Raw genomic sequence first — 15,542 nt, 5'->3', positions numbered from 1 at the left:
GTGATAGGCCGTGCCAAGGCGGCGGGGCCGGGTTTACTTGCTTTTGGCCTTGGTGACTTTGTCGTCATTGGCGGCCTGCTTTTTCAGCGGCAAGCCTGCTTCTTTCCAGGCATTGATACCGCCGTCCAACACATGCACATCGGTGTACCCACTGGCCTTGAGTATTTTCGCCGCAGGAATGGCCTTGATGCCCGACTGGCAAAGCACCACCACCGGTGTTTCCTTGTTCTTGCTCAGGCTGTCCGCCTTGGCTTGCAGGTCGCCCACATCAATGCGGCGGGCATTGGCCACAGTGCCTTGGGTGCTCACCACATCCGCGTCACGAATGTCCACAAACACCGCCTTTTTCTGGTTCATCAGCAAGGTGGCTTGGGCCACGGACACACGGCTGGCCCCGCTTTTCATAAGGACAGGCCAGACCAGCATGAGGCCGGAACCGAAAGCCAGCGCGATCAGCCAGCTGTTTTGAAGCAAAAATTGTTGTGTCATGCGTGTTTACTGAAGTGGGACTCGGGTCGAATCCCATTATATCGCCTTGAATCAAGGCTAAAATGTCGGCCAACTCCAAACCATTGCAACCAACCGATCTCACAAGGCCGAACCATGTACAAACTCGTGCTGATGCGCCACGGCGAAAGCCAGTGGAACCTGGAAAACCGATTCACAGGCTGGGCCGACGTTGACCTGACCGACAAAGGCCGCGACGAAGCCCGCAAAGCGGGTGAATTGCTGAAATCAGAGGGTTATTCTTTTGATGTGGCCTACACCTCGGTACTGACCCGCGCCATTCACACCCTTGAAATCGCTCTGCGCACCATGGGCATGAGCTGGTTGCCCGTGGTCAAAACCTGGCGCCTGAACGAGCGCCACTACGGCGACCTGCAGGGCCTGAACAAGGCCGAAACAGCGGCCAAGTTTGGTGAAGAACAAGTGTTGATCTGGCGCCGTGCCTACGCGATTGCGCCCAACCCCATGACGGTGGATGACCCGCGCTTTGCAGGCCACGACCCCCGTTACGCGAAACTGAAACCCCAGGAAGTGCCGCTCACAGAGTGCCTGAAAGACACGGTTGACCGTGTAATTCCCATTTGGGAAGAAGGCATTGCTCCGGCCATCAAGGCCGGCAAGAAGGTGCTGGTGGCTGCGCACGGCAATTCGCTGCGCGCGCTGATCAAGTACCTCGATGGCCTGAGCGAAGAAGACATTCTCAAGGTGAACATTCCCACAGCGCGCCCCTTGGTGTACGAACTGGACGAGAACCTGAAGCCCCTGCGCCACTACTACCTGGGCGACCAGGCTGAAATTGAAGCGGCCATGGCCGCCGTGGCCAACCAAGGCAAGGCCAAGTAAGCCTCCGGTGCAGCCTGCCCGTCACCGCACCGTCTTCACCCTCACCGCGGGCGCTTTTGCGCTTGCGGTGTTTGTGCTGGGCGCGGCGGGGCCTGCTCAAGCCCAAAGCCCAAGCAAGGAAGCGGCAGGGGCACAAGCCGAGCGGGACCGGGTGCGCAAGCAACTGGACGCAGTCAACAAAGCCATTCGGGAAACCAGCAGCGAGAAAAAGCGGGCCAGCAAGGCCTTGGTCGAGGTGGACAGGCGCCTGAAAGACACCACAGCCCGACTGAAGGAGCTGGACGCACAGGCCCAAGCGCTGGAACAGGAAGTTGAAAGCCTGAAACGGCAGGAAACCCAACTGGCGCAAGCGCTGGACCAAACCCAAGCCCGCATGGGCAAAGTGCTGCGCAACCAGTACCGGCGCCATGAACTCAACCCCACACAGGCGTGGCTGGCTGGGCAATCGGCCAGCCAGGCCGCCCGTGAAAGCTACTGGTTTGAACGGGTGTCGCAAGCCGAAAAGGAACTGGCTGAGCAACAGGCCGAACAGGCCCACCACCTTGAACAGGTGCGTGCGGGGCTTGAACAGAAGCAAGACAAGCTGGAAGACACCATCGAGCGGCAAAACCGCGCCCGGCAAACTTTGGCCTCGCAGAAGGAAGAACGCAGCCAGTTGCTGGAGGACATCAGTTCAAAGCTGAGCGACCAGGAATTGCAACGCAAGCGCTTGCAACGGGACGATGAGCGACTGACTTCCGTCATCAACCGCCTGGCCAAAGCCATTGAAGAAGCCCGTCGCAAGCAGGCTGAACAGGCGGCCAAGTCCACCACCTTGCCGGACATCAAAAAAGGCACAGGCCCGCGCAACCGCGAATACAGCGCCCCACCGCCCATGCCCAGCACAGGCGAATTCGCCAAGCTGAAGGGCCGCTTGGTGTTGCCAGTGCAAGGCACCGTGGTGGGCCGTTTCGGCGCCACGCGCACCCGCGACGGCCAAGGCCCATCGTGGAAAGGCCTGTTCATTGCGGCCGATGCTGGGCAACCCGTTCGGGTGGTGGGCAATGGCCGTGTGGTGTTCGCAGACTGGATGCGCGGGTTTGGTGAGATCATGGTGATTGACCATGGCGACGAGTTTCTGAGCGTTTATGGCAACAACAGCAAGCTCCTCAAGCGCACGGGTGAAAGTGTGAGTGCGGGGGACGTAATTGCCGAAACTGGCAACAGCAGTGGTAATCTAGACAACGGTTTGTATTTTGAGCTTCGCCGACAAGGCGTGGCATTTGACCCCCTGTCGTGGACGAAAGGTCAGTAAGGACTATGCAGCAACAAATGAAAACAGTGAGCTTGGTGTCGGCAGGGGTGATTGCCGGTGTGATGGTCAGCCTGGGCATCAGCGCCGTGGCTCAACGGCAGCAGCCTGAAGCCCTGCCCTTGGCGGAACTGCGACAGTTCACCGAAGTGTTCGGTGCCATCAAGAATTTCTATGTCGAACCGGTGGGTGACGACAAGCTGTTTGCCGGTGCCATCAGCGGCATGGTGTCCAACCTGGACCCACATTCCAGCTACCTCGACGCAGACGCCTTCAAGGAACTGCGTGTAGGCACCCAAGGCGAGTTTGGCGGCTTGGGCATTGAAGTGGGCACCGAAGACGGTTTCGTGAAAGTGATTGCGCCCATCGAAGACACCCCTGCCCAGAAAGCAGGTGTGAAGGCGGGCGACCTGATCGTGAAAATCGATGAGAAGCCCACCAAAGGCATGAGCCTGTCCGAAGCCGTCAGCATGATGCGCGGCAAGCCCAAGACCGAGATCAAACTGACCCTGCTGCGCAAGAACGAGGACAAGCCCATTGTGGTGACCATTGTGCGCGACGTGATTCGTGTGCAAAGCGTGAAGTCCAAAATGCTGGAAGGCGGCTACGGCTATGTGCGCATCACCCAGTTCCAGGAACACACCGGCGAATACCTGGTGAAAGCCCTGAACAAACTGCAGGGCGAGAAATCCCTGAAGGGTTTGGTGCTGGACCTTCGCAATGACCCGGGCGGCCTGCTGAACGCAGCCGTGGGCGTCAGCGCTGCATTCCTGCCGCAGAACACGGTCGTGGTAAGCACCGACGGCCGCACCGAAGACTCCAAGCGCAAGCTGGTGGCTTCGTCCGACGATTACCTGCGCGGCAAGGAAAAAGACTACCTGCGCGACCTGCCTCAGATTGCCAAAACAGTGCCGATGATTGTGGTGGTGAACGGTGGTTCGGCGTCTGCGTCCGAAATTGTGGCGGGTGCGCTGCAGGACCATGGTCGGGCCAAGGTGCTGGGAACGCAAACATTCGGCAAGGGTTCGGTGCAAACCATTCTGCCCCTGAACAACAACACCGCCATCAAGCTGACCACAGCCCGTTACTACACCCCGTCAGGCCGCAGCATTCAGGCCAAGGGCATTGAGCCCGACTTTGTAGTCACAGAAACCCCGACAGGCGATGTGGTTGAACGGGTGCGCGAGGCGGACCTGACCCGCCACTTGAGCAATGACAAGGGTGAGACTGAAACGCCGTCCCAGAAAAAGGACGGTGAGAATGCCACACCCGACACCAAGCCGATTGTGTTTGGATCGGATGACGACTACCAGTTGCAACAGGCCCTGAATTACCTGAAAGGCAAGCCCGTGGTGCAGAACCGCAAGGCCGCCGACCAGACCGCCAAGAAGAGCAAGTAAGCCCCGGGGCCTTTGACCATGGAACGGCAGGAATTGGGCGATGAGTCGCTGCTGCGCTACTCTCGCCACATTCTGCTGGACGACATTGGTATCGAAGGCCAAACCCGCATTGCCCACTCCACCGCACTGGTGGTGGGCGCCGGCGGGCTTGGGTGCCCCAGCGCCCTTTACCTTGCCAGCGCGGGCGTGGGCAGACTGATTCTGGCTGACCACGACACGGTGGATTTAACCAACCTGCAACGACAAGTGCTGCACACCACCTCACGGGTGGGCACGGCCAAAGTGGAATCGGCCAAGGTGCATTTGGCTGACATCAACCCGCTCATCGACATCCACACCCTGCAAACCCGCCTTGAAGGCGATGCCCTACACGCCGCAGTGGCGCAGGCCGACGTGGTGCTGGATTGCAGTGACAATTTCAAAACCCGACACGCCGTGAACCGGGCCTGCGTGGCCTTGGGCAAGCCCTTGGTGTCGGGCGCGGCGGTGCGCATGGACGGCCAACTGGCCTGTTTCGACTTGGGTCAGGCCCTAGCGCCTTGCTACCACTGCCTGTTCCCGGACGGTGACGACGTCACCGAGGAACGCTGCGCCACCATGGGTGTGTTTGCTCCGCTGACCGGCATCATCGGCACTTTACAAGCGGCCGAAGCCCTGAAAATTCTGGGTGGTTTTGGGCAACCGTTGTTTGGAACGCTTCAACTGTTTGACGCCCGGCGGGGCGAGTTCACCCGCATCCGCTTTCAAAAAGACCCGGAATGCCCGGTCTGCGGCCACCGCCATTGAGGCTTGGCACCGGGGCCCTTACCCCAGCTTGATGCGGGCCATGTCCCGAAAATGCCGGATGCGGTGGCGTACCCGCCCCTGTGGGCGGCGCGCCCCAAACCCCAGGCCGGGGGGGGTGATCCAGACGGGCCGTATTGCATGTTGTGACGCCGCCTGAAGGTGCTCCAAGGTGTCGTCCACAAACACGGGGCGCTTGGCGCGTGTGCCCTGCTTCATGCGGGGCCACAACACCTGCGCGGGCTTGGGCCTCCACTGGCCGTGAATCACCATGTCTTCTATGCTGACCACCGCATGCAGGTGTTTGTACAAACCCAAGGCTTTGCACAGCGCCACGGCATAGTTTCGGGGCGCATTCGTCAGCAGCACCCGCACGCCGGGCAGGCGGCGCAGTTGCTGCGGCACGCTGCCATGTCGTCCGGAAATGCGGTCCAAACGTTCTTCAAACTGGTGGGTGTGATGCAGGAAATGGTGCGGGTCCGTGCCGTGGTGCCTGATCATGCCCAGCAAAGTGGCCCCGTAACGCCGCCAATACTCAGTCCGCAGTTGGCTGGCCGCCTCGGGGGTCAATGCCAGTTGCTCAGACAGGTAACGCGTCATCTGACGGTTGATTTCCGGCAGAATGTGGGCCGAGGCCCGGTGCAGGGTGTTGTCCAGGTCGAGCAGATAAACCTGCTTGGGCGTGGATGGTGAAGGACGACGAATCAGACGTATGCGCAACTCAGACCTGCTGGATGTGTGTTTCCACCCCGATTTTACCCGGGATGCGCTCTGCCATTCGGACACTGCGGTGCGCTGTGGCCTGGACAACCGGTGCGAAGGCGAACACCTGGCCAATCTGGCCCGCCTGTCTGGTTTTCTGGGGCAAATTTGCCAGCGGCTGAATGTGGCACCGGCGGATTTGACCATCAACAGCGGCTACCGCAACGAGGCCTTGAATGCCCTGGTGGGCGGTGTTCCTGAAAGCCAGCATTGCCTGGGTTTGGCGGTTGACCTTCGCTGCCCGTCCATGGGCACAGCGTATGCCTTGGCTACCGCCATTGCGGCAGCCCCCGAACTGGAATTTGACCAATTGATTCTGGAATTCAACCGCTGGGTGCATGTGTCTGTGCCACCTGCGGGGCAAACAGCGCGGCGTGAAGTGCTGTCGATTTTTTCCAGTGATGAAGGTTATCTTGAAGGATTGATTCTGCGATGACAGTGTTGAAACTGAGCAAACCCCTCCTGTTGCTGGCCTTGGCGTTGGCCCTGCCCGCCCATGCTGAACCGGTGTGCCCCAACCCGGGCAAGCAAATTGAACCCACCCATTTGCGCTTTTCGCTGACGCACAGCCAGGTGCCGGGGCAACTGGCCATTACCGAGCATGTGCTGAATGTGCAGGGCGACCAGTACAAACTGAGTTCCGTGTCGCAGGCCAAAGGCATGCTGGCCGTCATGTTCTCGGGCCAACTGCTTCAGAACAGCGAAGGGGTGATTGACCCCAAAGTGGGCTTGGTGCCCCGCATGTATTCGGAAAAACGCGGCAAAAAGCCTGTGGCTGAGGTGGTGGTGGACAACCAACAAACCATCACCTTCCGCAAGAACAACACCACTGCCCCATTCTCACCCGGCCTGCAGGACCGCTTGAGCATGGTGTATCAGCTGTCAGCGTTGCTCAAGTGCTCAGCAAGCACCCCGAAAGCGGGCGAGGTTTGGCCCTTGAAGGTGATGAGCACCGGGCGTGTGACCCCCGAACAGTTTGTGATGAAAGGCACGGAAGAGTTGACCTTGAACCTGCCCCAAGGCAACAAGAAGGTGACGGCCATTCAGTTTGAAACCAAACCCGAGAACGCCGACGATGACCTGATCCGGGTGTGGTACGCCAAATCCATGGGCTGGGTTCCCGTGCGCATTCAAGTGGCCGAGCAGGACGGCAAGAGCATCACCCAAACACTGGTGGGCACTGGGCCGCAAGAATAACTAGGGCGCGCTGGGCACCCGCTGCATGAATGACGCTTCGTTGGCAGGGGCTGGCATGCTGATGGTGTGGCGCTGTCCACTGCGCGTTAGCACCACTTTGTCGGCCTCGACCCGGTCCAAAGTCCAACCGTTGGCCACTTCGTCGCCAGCGCGGCGTGACGCTGGGGCTTGACCTTCAATGGACATCACCGCAGCGCCTGCACCATCCACGCCGGCAAACACGCCCAGCAAAGTGACGGCCGGCGGGGTGAGCCCCCCAGTTGTTTCCACACCCAACAGGCGCGCTTCGGCAGACTGGTCAACCTGATATTGGGCTGACGGGCCGCTGGGCAACGCTGGCGCCACTTCAGGGGCTGGGCGCAGCCACTGCATCACCACCCACACGCACCACAAAATAGCCAGCAACCAAACCACACCGGCCAAAAAACGCACGGTGCGTGGCGAGGGGTGACGAACACCGCTGAGGGACAAGCGATTCAAAGACAGTCCGGGCATGGGGCAGTTGGGCGATGAACAATGGATGTAGGGATTGTGCCCCAACTGGCGAAAAAAAACCGGGCCGCTTCACTCGTCCCGGTTTAAGCCATGCTTCAAGGGTATTGTCAGCGTCATCGCCAACAATGTGCCCATGATGACATTGGGGCCCGCGGGTCAAAAGCCCCTGTTTATGTGACAAACCTGCCTTGGGGCATCGGTAATTTACACATAATACATTTCTGGCAGAATGGCCCACAGAATTGACCCAACAGGTCAGCCCACTCCCACAGCCCGTCGACTGCGCAGCCAAGCACCGCGCCACGGTGCGGGTATTCGGTGTAAGCTCGAAGGATGGGATGGGGCTTGCCACCCACCCGTTTTTGCCTTATTCGGCCCTACATTTCAAACAGTCAGGATCACTGTCAAGCACCATGAAAAACCTCACCCAACGCCCAACACCCCGCCAATCCGGCTTCACGCTGATCGAAATCATGGTGGTGGTGGTCATCCTCGGCATTCTGGCCACGCTGGTGGTCCCAAAAATCATGGGCCGCCCCGACGAAGCCCGCGGCGTGGCCGCCAAGCAGGACATCGCCTCCATCATGCAGGCCCTGAACCTGTACCGCCTGGACAACAGCCGCTACCCCAGCAACGAGCAAGGCTTGAAAGCCCTGGTGGAACGCCCCACCACCGAACCCCAGCCCAGCAACTACAAGCAAGGCGGTTACCTGTCCAAAGTGCCGACTGACCCATGGGGCAACCCCTACCAGTATTTGAACCCTGGCCTGAAAGGCGAAATCGACGTGATGAGCTTTGGCGCTGACGGCAAACCAGGCGGTGAAGGCATCAACGCGGACATTGGTTCCTGGGGCCTGTAAACAAGGGCCACCGAGGTGAACGCACGGGGCTTTACCTTGCTGGAACTGCTGGTGGTGCTGGTGGTTTTGTCCATTGCCACCGGCTTGGTGGTGGTGCGCGGCACGCCCAGTGACGGCAACCTGTTACTCAGCGAAGCCCAGCGTCTGAGTCAAATTCTGCGAATTGCCCAACAGGACGCCATCCTGAAGTCACGGGACATTCGCTTCCACGCCAATGATCAAGGGTTCCGGTTTGAAGAACTGGCCAACAACACATGGCGCCCTCTGGAGGGCGAACCGATGCTCAGGCCAAGAAACTGGAACCACACGCCTGTGCGGGTTGAGCTTCAATTGGAAGGCCGCCAAGTGCCGTTTTTGACCCTGGAGCCCCAGACCCGGCTGGAACTCAAGCAGGTCCGTTTGGTGCGCAATGCCACTGGCGTCATGCTGGAAAGCCGCAACGGTGGCCTGTATCGCACAGGCCAACCGCAGGTGCTTGTGGTGCAGGGGGCGCGATGAGTGTACGCCGGGATACAGGCTTTACCCTGATTGAAGCACTGGTTGCCCTCACCATTGTGGCCGTGGCGCTGATGGCCTGCATCAAGGCGGCGGGCAACATGAACCTTCAGCAAGACCAATTGCTCAAGCGCGAATACGCCCAGTGGAGCGCCCGCAATGCGGCCAACACGGTGACGGTGCTCAGCGTGTTTCCCGGGGCCCAGGTGGTGCAAACCCCCTGCGACCAAGGCCCGTACCGGTTCATCTGCACCGTGGACATCACCAACACCCCCAACCCCAATTTCCGGCGGGTGGAGGTGCGTGTGCGTGATTTGGGCGACGCCGACGTCAACCGGCACTTGGCCCGCCTGGTTCTGTTCTTGAGCAGCGCGCCATGAAAACAACCGCCCGTGGGTTCACCTTGCTTGAGGTGCTGGTTGCACTGGCCGTGGTGGCTGTCATCGCGGTGTTGTCGTGGCGTGGGTTGACCGAGGTCACCCGCAGCGCCGAACGCGTCAATTCAGTGGACGCCGAACAGGCGCTGTTGACCGCCACCTTCAACCAGCTTGAACGCGACCTGGCCATGCTGCAACTCGGCTTGGAAACCGCGCCAGGCCAACAGGCTGACATGCTGCTGGTCGACGGGCAGACCCTGCGCATTTCGGGCACACGACGCCTGCCAGAACAGCCGCCTTATCGGGAGGCCGTGGTTTGGCAGTTAAGCACCGATGGCCTGATTCGTGTGGTTCAGCGGCTGGACACGGGCATCCAGGGCAACCCCGTGCCCGCCACCCGCTCCGACCCTTTGCGCTTTCAGGGCTGGCAAGTGCGTTTTTTCCGGGAAGGCACCGGCTGGCAAACCGTATTGTCACAAGGCCCCATTAAACTGGCGTCGGATTTCAAGCTCGAACTGGAAGGCACCGCCATGACCGCCTTGTCAGCGCGCTTTGCGCAGGCCACCCCAGTGTCCGGAAAAACCGGCGCCGACAGCGGGCAGGACGGAACCCCGGCCACAGGGGCTGACGGTGGGCAAACAACGCCCGCCGGGGTGATTCGCGCTGTTGAATTGGCCTTGACCCACCCGCGTTTCGGCACTGTCCGCCGTGTGCTGCTGACCGGCGGGGTGTACTGATGAAGCGCACCTGCACGCAACGGGGGGCCGCCGTGGTCATGGCCTTGTTTGTGGTGACCCTGTGCACACTGGCCGTTGGCCCCCTGCTGTGGAACCTGTTTGCCAGCGCCAAAACCGTGTCGGTGACCGCCGCGCGGGACCAAGCCGAACTGGTCAGCCGCAGCGGTGTGGACTGGGCCCGTGTGATTCTTCGCGAGGATGGCCGCGTGTCCACCACGGACACCTTGACCGAACCTTGGGCGGTGCCCTTGGCCGAAAGCCGGATCAGCGAAGGGCTGATGCGCAAAGGCGAAACCATTGAGCAGGCCAACGAGCGGGAAGTGTTGCTCAGCGGGCGAATTGAAGACGCGCAGGGCCGGTTCAACCTGCGCAACCTGGGCTTGGACAACAGCAAAAGGGCGCAATGGCTGGAAGGGTTCATGAAGCTGTGTGACCTGCTGGCCGTGAACCCCAAGGACAGGGCCACACTGGCCGACGTGCTGGGCAGGATGTACCTGCCAGCAGGCGGCAGTGAGCCAGGCGAGAAACAGGTGCTTGGGCTGGTGCCCGCCCGCACTTGGGACGACCTTAGAGGGCAATACGGGCTGGCGGAAGAAACCTGGCTGCAGTTGAGGCCTTTGGTGGTGATTTTGCCGCGCTTTACGCCGGTCAATGCCAACACGGCGTCGGCGGAGGTGCTGTACGCCAGCGTACCCGGGTTGAGTTTCCCGCAGGCCCAGTCGGTGATCAGCCAACGCGCACGGGTGAGTTTCAAGGACCTGAACGACCTGAACAATGCCTTGGGGCCTTCAAGTCGGCCAAACAATGATTTAATGGCGGTGAGTACGGCTTACTTTCTGATCGACGGGTCTGCGAAGGTGGAGGGCGCCACCATTCGGACCCGTGCGCTGGTTGAACGGCGCGACCAGCGGGTGTTCGTGATTTGGAGACAATATTGACAACAAGCCAGACAACACTGGTGGTGTGGTGGCCCAAGGCCAATGCACGGCAGGACGATGACAGCCTGCCAGCCCGCTTGCGCTATGAAGTGCACGGGCCCTCAGGCCGCCTGAGCGGGGGCATGGAGCCCCCGTCGGCTTTGCCCAAGGGTTTGTCATGCCTGGTGCTGCTGCACCCGGGCGATGTAGGCCTGTTTGAAGTGTCGGTGCCCAAGCTGTCTGGGCGGAAACTGCAGGACGCGCTGCCCTACCTGGTAGAACCCCACCTGCTCAACGACCCGGAAGACAACTGGGTGAGCCTGTTTGGCAACCTTGCCCAAGGCAAACGCTTGGCCGCCGTGGTGGACAAAAGCACTGCGCGCACTGTGTTGCGTGCCTGCAAACAGCTGAAATTGAATGTGTCCGCGCTCAGTTGCGAATTGTTGCGCGAGCCTGCTCAAGTAGCCCGGTGTGCCTGGTTCAGTGAATTGAACCTGCTGGTCATTGACGGGCAATCCATCCCCGTGGCGCTGGATGCCAGCCAGCCCGCCCTGTTCCCACGCCTTTTTGCCCGCCTGGCTGGGCCGAACACTTCCCCGTTGCTGATGTCAGCCCCTGACCAGCAACGGCTTCAAAGCCTTCTCAACCAAGAAGGCCTGGCCACTCAATTGGCAGGCAAGGCGGTGGCCAGCCCCATCGTGGGTTTGAAGAACAAAGGCTTGGTGCCAGCGCAGGAATTGCGCAAATCGGGTTTGAGTGGGGTAAGCGAGTCGTCGGAATGGACCCCCTTGCTTCGCGCCGCTGGGGCCACTGCAGTGCTGCTGGTGCTGGGCCTTAATCTGCTGGCCTTCAAAGCGAACCGGCAATTGGATGCGCTGGACAACGCGATCAACACCCGCTATAAGCAGGCTTTGCCCAACGTGCCCATGGTGGCTGACCCGCTGTTGTTGATCAACCGGGAAAAGCAGAGCTTGACTGCAGGGCAGTCCGCAAGCAGCCAACAAGGCGCCTCGGGCCTGCTGCACGAGGTGGGCATGGCCATGAACCAAGCGCCATTCAACAGCCTGCTGGACATCGGTTGGTCGGACAACACCCTGAACCTGAAGTTTGCAAACACCTTGACCCAACAACACCAAGACGCGGCGCTGACGCAGTTGAAAGCCCGTGGGCTGGAAGCCCGATGGACCACCACTGGCCTTGAAAAGTGGCCCACCTTGCAGGTGAAAGGGGGCAAGCCATGAAAAGAACCGAGCAATTGCGGCAAGCGGTGCTGGCGCGACTGGACAGCCTGAACCCCCGCGAACGCAAACTGGTGACCTGGGGTGCAGGCTTGGCGCTGCTGGCTTTGGTGTGGAGCGTGTTGATCGAGCCTGCTTGGGTAACCTTGCGTACAGCGCCCGGCCTGGAACAAGCGGCCACTCAGAAGGTGGCTGCGGTGATGAGTGCCGCCGATGAACTGGACGCCCTGCGCGGCGCACGCGCGCGCATTCAGGTGCGTGAGCAAGACCTGGAACCACGCCTGAACCAGTTGCTGATTGACCAGAACCTGCAAAGCCAGGCGGTGCTGATTCGCACCGAAGAAGGGGAATTCAGGGTGGAGTTCACAGAAGCCCCCGCCGTGGGCCTGCTGGCCTGGCTAGGGCGGGCAGAGGCCATCACCAGCCTGCGACTGAACCAGATGAATGTGCAAAAAGTAGGGCCGGGCGTCATGACCGGCGTGGTGGTGTTTGTGCCCACTGCGGCAGCCAAGGCAGGCCCAAACCCATGAGCCGTTGGCAACAAGCAGCCCTCGGGCTGGGTGCCGTGGTGTTGGGGGTGCTGTTGTTTTGGCCCGCCAGCCTGGTCAAAAGCCCCCTTGAACAGGCCACCGGCGGCCGGGTTCGAGTGCTGATGACTCAAGGCGCATGGTGGCACGGCTCAGCCCTGCTGGGCTTGAACGATGGCGGCAAAACACAGGCCATTCCCGGGGTGTGGCAGTGGCAACTGGGCATGCATTGGGCCAGCGGGCCCGGCCTGTCGATCAGCCTTGAACACCCAACCCTGCAAAGCCCCGTGCATCTACGTGGCGATTGGCAGGGTATCAATGTGGATGCGGTGGCTCTTCAATGGCCGGCAGCGTGGTTAACCGGGCTGGGCGCCCCGTTCAACACCATCAAACCTGAAGGGGTGTTGGTGCTGAACATGCCTGCTTGGGCGCGTGGGCAAGACTTTCGCCTGGAGGTGGTTTGGCGGGATGCCCAAGCGGCCCTGGCCAGCATACGCCCGCTGGGGGAGTACACCTTGGGCTTGAACGGGTCAGCATCGGGCCAGTGGGCCATGAGGTTGAGCACGGTGAAGGGCCCGCTGCTCATGGAAGGACACGGGGAGTGGAAAACAGGTCAGCGGGTGGTGTTTAATGGATACGCCAGTGCACAACCCCAGGCCAGAGAAGCATTGACCGGGCTGTTGAGCCAGATGGGCCGCTTGGAAGGCGACCGATACCGGCTCGGTGTATTTTGAGCGCAGTGTGCCAGCGGCGCGCCGCCAGACAACAACAAAGGAAGCGTGTGTGAACACCCAAGAAGTCACAACCTGGAAGAAGTCACTGCTCAGCCTGAGCCTGTCAGCCTTGTGCCTGGGCTTGCCTGCTGCCTTGGCCACGGGAAGCGCCATTGCGCAACAGAGCAGCAAAGTGCGCGGCCAGCCTGGCGGCGACCGCTACGCCTTGAACTTCGTCAATGCTGAAATTGATGCGGTGGTCAGGGCCATCGGTTCCTTCACCAATCAAACCTATGTGGTTGACCCACGGGTGCGTGGCACCATTTCACTGGTGTCGCCGGAACCCTTGAGCGCCAAAGACGCCAAGAATGCCTTGCTGGCCGCACTGCGCCTGCAAGGCTTCACCATTGTGGAAAGCGGTGGCGTGGCGCGGGTGGTGCCCGAAAACGACGCCAAGATTCAAGCCGCCAATGACCTGGACCCCAAACGCGCCATGAACCACGGTGGCGGGGCCATTGTGACGCAAGTGTTCCAGTTGAACTATGAATCAGCCACCGCGCTGGTTCCGGTGCTGCGGCCCTTGATTGCGCCCAACAACACGATTGCGGCCTACCCCAACAACAACACACTGGTCATCACCGATTACGCAGACAACCTGCAACGCATCGCCCGCATCATTGCATCCATTGACGGGCCCAGTTCCGGCGACATGGAAGTGGTGAATCTGGAACACGCCCTGGCCGTTGACCTGGCCGCCATCCTGAACCGCATGCTGGACGAAGGCAACCGGGGCACGGGGGCCGCCGTGGACGCTGGCCAACGCCTGACCGTGATGGCCGACCCACGCACCAACACCCTGCTGCTGCGAACCTCCAGCCAAGCGCGTTTGAACCTGGCCAAGAACCTGATTCGCCGGCTGGACCAACCCACCAAGCAACCGGGCAATGTTTGGGTGGTTTACCTGAAAAACGCGGAAGCAGCCAAGCTGGCCAGAACCCTTCAAGGGGTGCTCACCAACAGCCCCATCAAGTCGGACACCAGCAGCAACCTCAGCAGCACACCCTCCACAGGCACCAGCGGTTTGGGCTCGTCCAGCAGCTTGACAGGCAGCAGCACCTCGTCCACACCGGGTAGCAGCACCTCAGGCACAGGCCTGGGCAGCAGCAGTGGGACAAGCAACCAGTTGAGCGCAGCCTCGGGCATCACCGACACCAACAGCGGTGGCATTGTTCAGGCAGACCCCTCCACGAACTCGCTGATCATCACCGCCCCGGAACCGATGTACCGCAACCTGCGGGCCATCATTGAGAAACTCGATGTGCGGCGCGCCCAGGTGTTCGTTGAAAGCCTGATTGTCGAAGTGTCCACCGACAAAGCAGCCGAATTCGGCATTCAATTTCAAGGGCTTTCCGGGGCCACGAAGGACGGGGCCAAAGTCATTGGTGGCACCAACTTCAACGACATCGGTTCGGGCAAAAACATCCTGGGTGCTGCCGCCAACTTGGGCTCGGTGGCCAAGGGCTTGAACATCGGCATCATCGACGGGCAGGTCAACATTCCAGGCCTGGGCACCATTTCCAACCTGGGCTTCTTGGCCCGTGCCCTGGAAACACAAGCCAACGCCAACATCCTGTCCACGCCGAATATTCTGACCCTGGACAATGAAGAGGCAAAAATCGTCATCGGCCAAAACGTGCCATTCATCACCGGGCAGTTCTCCAACACGGGCGGCAACAACGGCGCCGTCAACCCGTTCCAGACCATTGAGCGGCGGGACGTGGGCCTGACACTGCGGGTCAAACCCCAGGTGTCTGAAGGTGGCGTGGTCAAGATGGGGATTTTTCAGGAGGTGTCCTCGGTGGTGGACGCCACCAATGTGTCGGGCATCATCACCAACAAGCGCTCCATTGAAAGCAACGTGCTGGTGGAAACCGGTAACATCATTGTGCTGGGTGGCTTGGTTGAAGACCGGGTCACCGGTGGCGTGGAAAAAGTACCGGGCATTGGCGATGTGCCCTTCCTCGGCCAGTTCTTCCGTTATGACAACCGCCGCCGGCAAAAAACCAACCTGATGGTTTTCCTGCGCCCCGTGGTAGTACGCAACGAAGACCAAGCCCAAGGCATTGTCACCAACCGTTACGACTACATGCGCAGCCAGCAGCAACTGAACCAGCCCGAAAGCCGGTTTGGTCTGCCTGACATGAAGGCACCTGTTCTGCCCGCACGGGTTCCGCAGGAATTAAGGGCCACGCCGCCGGGCCAACCCTTGGGGCAGGCTCAACCGGTGAGCCCAAACCAGCAGGCCCCCGGCACAGGCAGCCCTGACGGCACAGGCACGGTGCAATTGTCACCCTCCAAACGGATTCTGGTGGTCCCCAGACCAGCCAGCAACTGAAGGGC

Annotated in this window: 18 protein-coding genes; 15 read left to right on the top strand and 3 right to left on the bottom strand. The window is 60.6% G+C overall.

The window, feature by feature from the left end:
* Nucleotides 1-33: 33 nt before the first annotated feature.
* Nucleotides 34-489, bottom strand: a complete 456-nt coding sequence (locus tag ACK4FF_RS02665) for a rhodanese-like domain-containing protein (protein WP_409704311.1) — start codon at nt 487-489, stop codon at nt 34-36.
* A 114-nt stretch (nt 490-603) separates the two neighbouring features.
* Here ACK4FF_RS02665 and gpmA point away from each other — a divergent pair, with 114 nt between their 5' ends.
* Genes gpmA through ACK4FF_RS02645 form a run of 4 tightly spaced genes read left to right on the top strand, consistent with a single transcriptional unit; the run spans nt 604 to nt 4,827 of the window.
* Nucleotides 604-1,350 (top strand): 2,3-diphosphoglycerate-dependent phosphoglycerate mutase, encoded by a 747-nt coding sequence (gpmA, locus tag ACK4FF_RS02660; RefSeq protein WP_409704309.1) that lies wholly within the window; start codon nt 604-606, stop codon nt 1,348-1,350.
* Nucleotides 1,351-1,357: 7 nt separating this feature from the next.
* A complete protein-coding gene (locus ACK4FF_RS02655; RefSeq protein WP_409704307.1) occupies nt 1,358-2,644 on the top strand; it encodes a murein hydrolase activator EnvC family protein in 1,287 nt (428 codons plus the stop codon).
* A 17-nt stretch (nt 2,645-2,661) separates the two neighbouring features.
* Complete coding sequence (locus tag ACK4FF_RS02650) at nt 2,662-4,041, top strand: S41 family peptidase (RefSeq protein WP_409704305.1); 1,380 nt, start codon at nt 2,662-2,664, stop codon at nt 4,039-4,041.
* Nucleotides 4,042-4,074: 33 nt separating this feature from the next.
* Nucleotides 4,075-4,827: a HesA/MoeB/ThiF family protein gene (locus tag ACK4FF_RS02645; protein ID WP_409704841.1), complete on the top strand. Its 753-nt coding sequence runs from the start codon at nt 4,075-4,077 to the stop codon at nt 4,825-4,827.
* Between the two features lie 18 nt (nt 4,828-4,845).
* Here ACK4FF_RS02645 and ACK4FF_RS02640 read toward each other — a convergent pair whose 3' ends face one another.
* The gene (locus tag ACK4FF_RS02640; protein WP_409704303.1) at nt 4,846-5,544 is read right to left on the bottom strand and encodes an HAD family hydrolase; all 699 of its coding nucleotides are present in this window, start codon (nt 5,542-5,544) and stop codon (nt 4,846-4,848) included.
* On the opposite strand from ACK4FF_RS02640, the gene ACK4FF_RS02635 reads away from it, so the two are divergent.
* On the top strand, nt 5,537-6,022 hold the full coding sequence (locus ACK4FF_RS02635) for a D-Ala-D-Ala carboxypeptidase family metallohydrolase (protein WP_409704301.1): 486 nt from the start codon (nt 5,537-5,539) through the stop codon (nt 6,020-6,022). The two genes, ACK4FF_RS02640 and ACK4FF_RS02635, sit on opposite strands and share 8 nt — an antisense overlap.
* Nucleotides 6,019-6,783, top strand: coding sequence for a DUF3108 domain-containing protein (locus tag ACK4FF_RS02630; RefSeq protein WP_409704299.1), 765 nt, complete (start codon nt 6,019-6,021; stop codon nt 6,781-6,783). Before ACK4FF_RS02635 ends, ACK4FF_RS02630 begins: the two co-directional genes overlap by 4 nt.
* Here ACK4FF_RS02630 and ACK4FF_RS02625 read toward each other — a convergent pair whose 3' ends face one another.
* Nucleotides 6,784-7,263 carry a type II secretion system protein N gene (locus ACK4FF_RS02625; RefSeq protein WP_409704297.1) on the bottom strand — a complete coding sequence of 160 codons (480 nt, stop codon included), beginning with the start codon at nt 7,261-7,263 and terminating at the stop codon, nt 6,784-6,786.
* A gap of 428 nt (nt 7,264-7,691) precedes the next feature.
* Here ACK4FF_RS02625 and gspG point away from each other — a divergent pair, with 428 nt between their 5' ends.
* From gspG to gspD, 9 genes are read left to right on the top strand one after another with little or no spacing between them, the layout of a single operon-like run.
* Nucleotides 7,692-8,138, top strand: a complete 447-nt coding sequence (gspG, locus tag ACK4FF_RS02620) for a type II secretion system major pseudopilin GspG (RefSeq protein ID WP_409704295.1) — start codon at nt 7,692-7,694, stop codon at nt 8,136-8,138.
* Between the two features lie 15 nt (nt 8,139-8,153).
* A complete protein-coding gene (locus ACK4FF_RS02615) occupies nt 8,154-8,636 on the top strand; it encodes a prepilin-type N-terminal cleavage/methylation domain-containing protein (protein WP_409704293.1) in 483 nt (160 codons plus the stop codon).
* Nucleotides 8,633-9,013, top strand: coding sequence for a type II secretion system minor pseudopilin GspI (gene gspI, locus ACK4FF_RS02610; protein ID WP_409704292.1), 381 nt, complete (start codon nt 8,633-8,635; stop codon nt 9,011-9,013). Before ACK4FF_RS02615 ends, gspI begins: the two co-directional genes overlap by 4 nt.
* The gene (locus ACK4FF_RS02605) at nt 9,010-9,747 is read left to right on the top strand and encodes a prepilin-type N-terminal cleavage/methylation domain-containing protein (protein WP_409704290.1); all 738 of its coding nucleotides are present in this window, start codon (nt 9,010-9,012) and stop codon (nt 9,745-9,747) included. The genes gspI and ACK4FF_RS02605 overlap by 4 nt, the downstream gene beginning before the upstream one ends.
* Nucleotides 9,747-10,685 carry a type II secretion system minor pseudopilin GspK gene (gspK, locus tag ACK4FF_RS02600; protein WP_409704288.1) on the top strand — a complete coding sequence of 313 codons (939 nt, stop codon included), beginning with the start codon at nt 9,747-9,749 and terminating at the stop codon, nt 10,683-10,685. Before ACK4FF_RS02605 ends, gspK begins: the two co-directional genes overlap by 1 nt.
* Entirely contained in the window at nt 10,682-11,905 is a 1,224-nt protein-coding gene (gene gspL, locus ACK4FF_RS02595; RefSeq protein WP_409704286.1) for a type II secretion system protein GspL, read from the top strand. The genes gspK and gspL overlap by 4 nt, the downstream gene beginning before the upstream one ends.
* Entirely contained in the window at nt 11,902-12,432 is a 531-nt protein-coding gene (gspM, locus tag ACK4FF_RS02590) for a type II secretion system protein GspM (RefSeq protein WP_409704284.1), read from the top strand. The genes gspL and gspM overlap by 4 nt, the downstream gene beginning before the upstream one ends.
* Nucleotides 12,429-13,163 (top strand): type II secretion system protein N, encoded by a 735-nt coding sequence (gene gspN, locus ACK4FF_RS02585; protein WP_409704282.1) that lies wholly within the window; start codon nt 12,429-12,431, stop codon nt 13,161-13,163. Before gspM ends, gspN begins: the two co-directional genes overlap by 4 nt.
* A gap of 49 nt (nt 13,164-13,212) precedes the next feature.
* A complete protein-coding gene (gene gspD / locus ACK4FF_RS02580; RefSeq protein ID WP_409704280.1) occupies nt 13,213-15,537 on the top strand; it encodes a type II secretion system secretin GspD in 2,325 nt (774 codons plus the stop codon).
* Nucleotides 15,538-15,542: the final 5 nt, after the last annotated feature.

Origin of the sequence: Limnobacter sp. (genome assembly GCF_046297615.1) — a bacterium.
Taxonomy (GTDB): domain Bacteria; phylum Pseudomonadota; class Gammaproteobacteria; order Burkholderiales; family Burkholderiaceae_B; genus Limnobacter.
This window is presented reverse-complemented; position numbering and strand designations above follow the sequence as displayed.

Coding starts and splice junctions, on each gene's coding strand:
- gpmA (WP_409704309.1), top strand. CDS start 604: ATGTACAAACTCGTGCTGATGCGCCACGGCGAAAGCCAGTGGAACCTG.
- gspG (WP_409704295.1), top strand. CDS start 7,692: ATGAAAAACCTCACCCAACGCCCAACACCCCGCCAATCCGGCTTCACG.
- gspI (WP_409704292.1), top strand. CDS start 8,633: ATGAGTGTACGCCGGGATACAGGCTTTACCCTGATTGAAGCACTGGTT.
- ACK4FF_RS02630 (WP_409704299.1), top strand. CDS start 6,019: ATGACAGTGTTGAAACTGAGCAAACCCCTCCTGTTGCTGGCCTTGGCG.
- ACK4FF_RS02635 (WP_409704301.1), top strand. CDS start 5,537: ATGCGCAACTCAGACCTGCTGGATGTGTGTTTCCACCCCGATTTTACC.
- gspK (WP_409704288.1), top strand. CDS start 9,747: ATGAAGCGCACCTGCACGCAACGGGGGGCCGCCGTGGTCATGGCCTTG.
- ACK4FF_RS02650 (WP_409704305.1), top strand. CDS start 2,662: ATGAAAACAGTGAGCTTGGTGTCGGCAGGGGTGATTGCCGGTGTGATG.
- ACK4FF_RS02605 (WP_409704290.1), top strand. CDS start 9,010: ATGAAAACAACCGCCCGTGGGTTCACCTTGCTTGAGGTGCTGGTTGCA.
- gspN (WP_409704282.1), top strand. CDS start 12,429: ATGAGCCGTTGGCAACAAGCAGCCCTCGGGCTGGGTGCCGTGGTGTTG.
- gspM (WP_409704284.1), top strand. CDS start 11,902: ATGAAAAGAACCGAGCAATTGCGGCAAGCGGTGCTGGCGCGACTGGAC.
- ACK4FF_RS02665 (WP_409704311.1), bottom strand. CDS start 489: ATGACACAACAATTTTTGCTTCAAAACAGCTGGCTGATCGCGCTGGCT.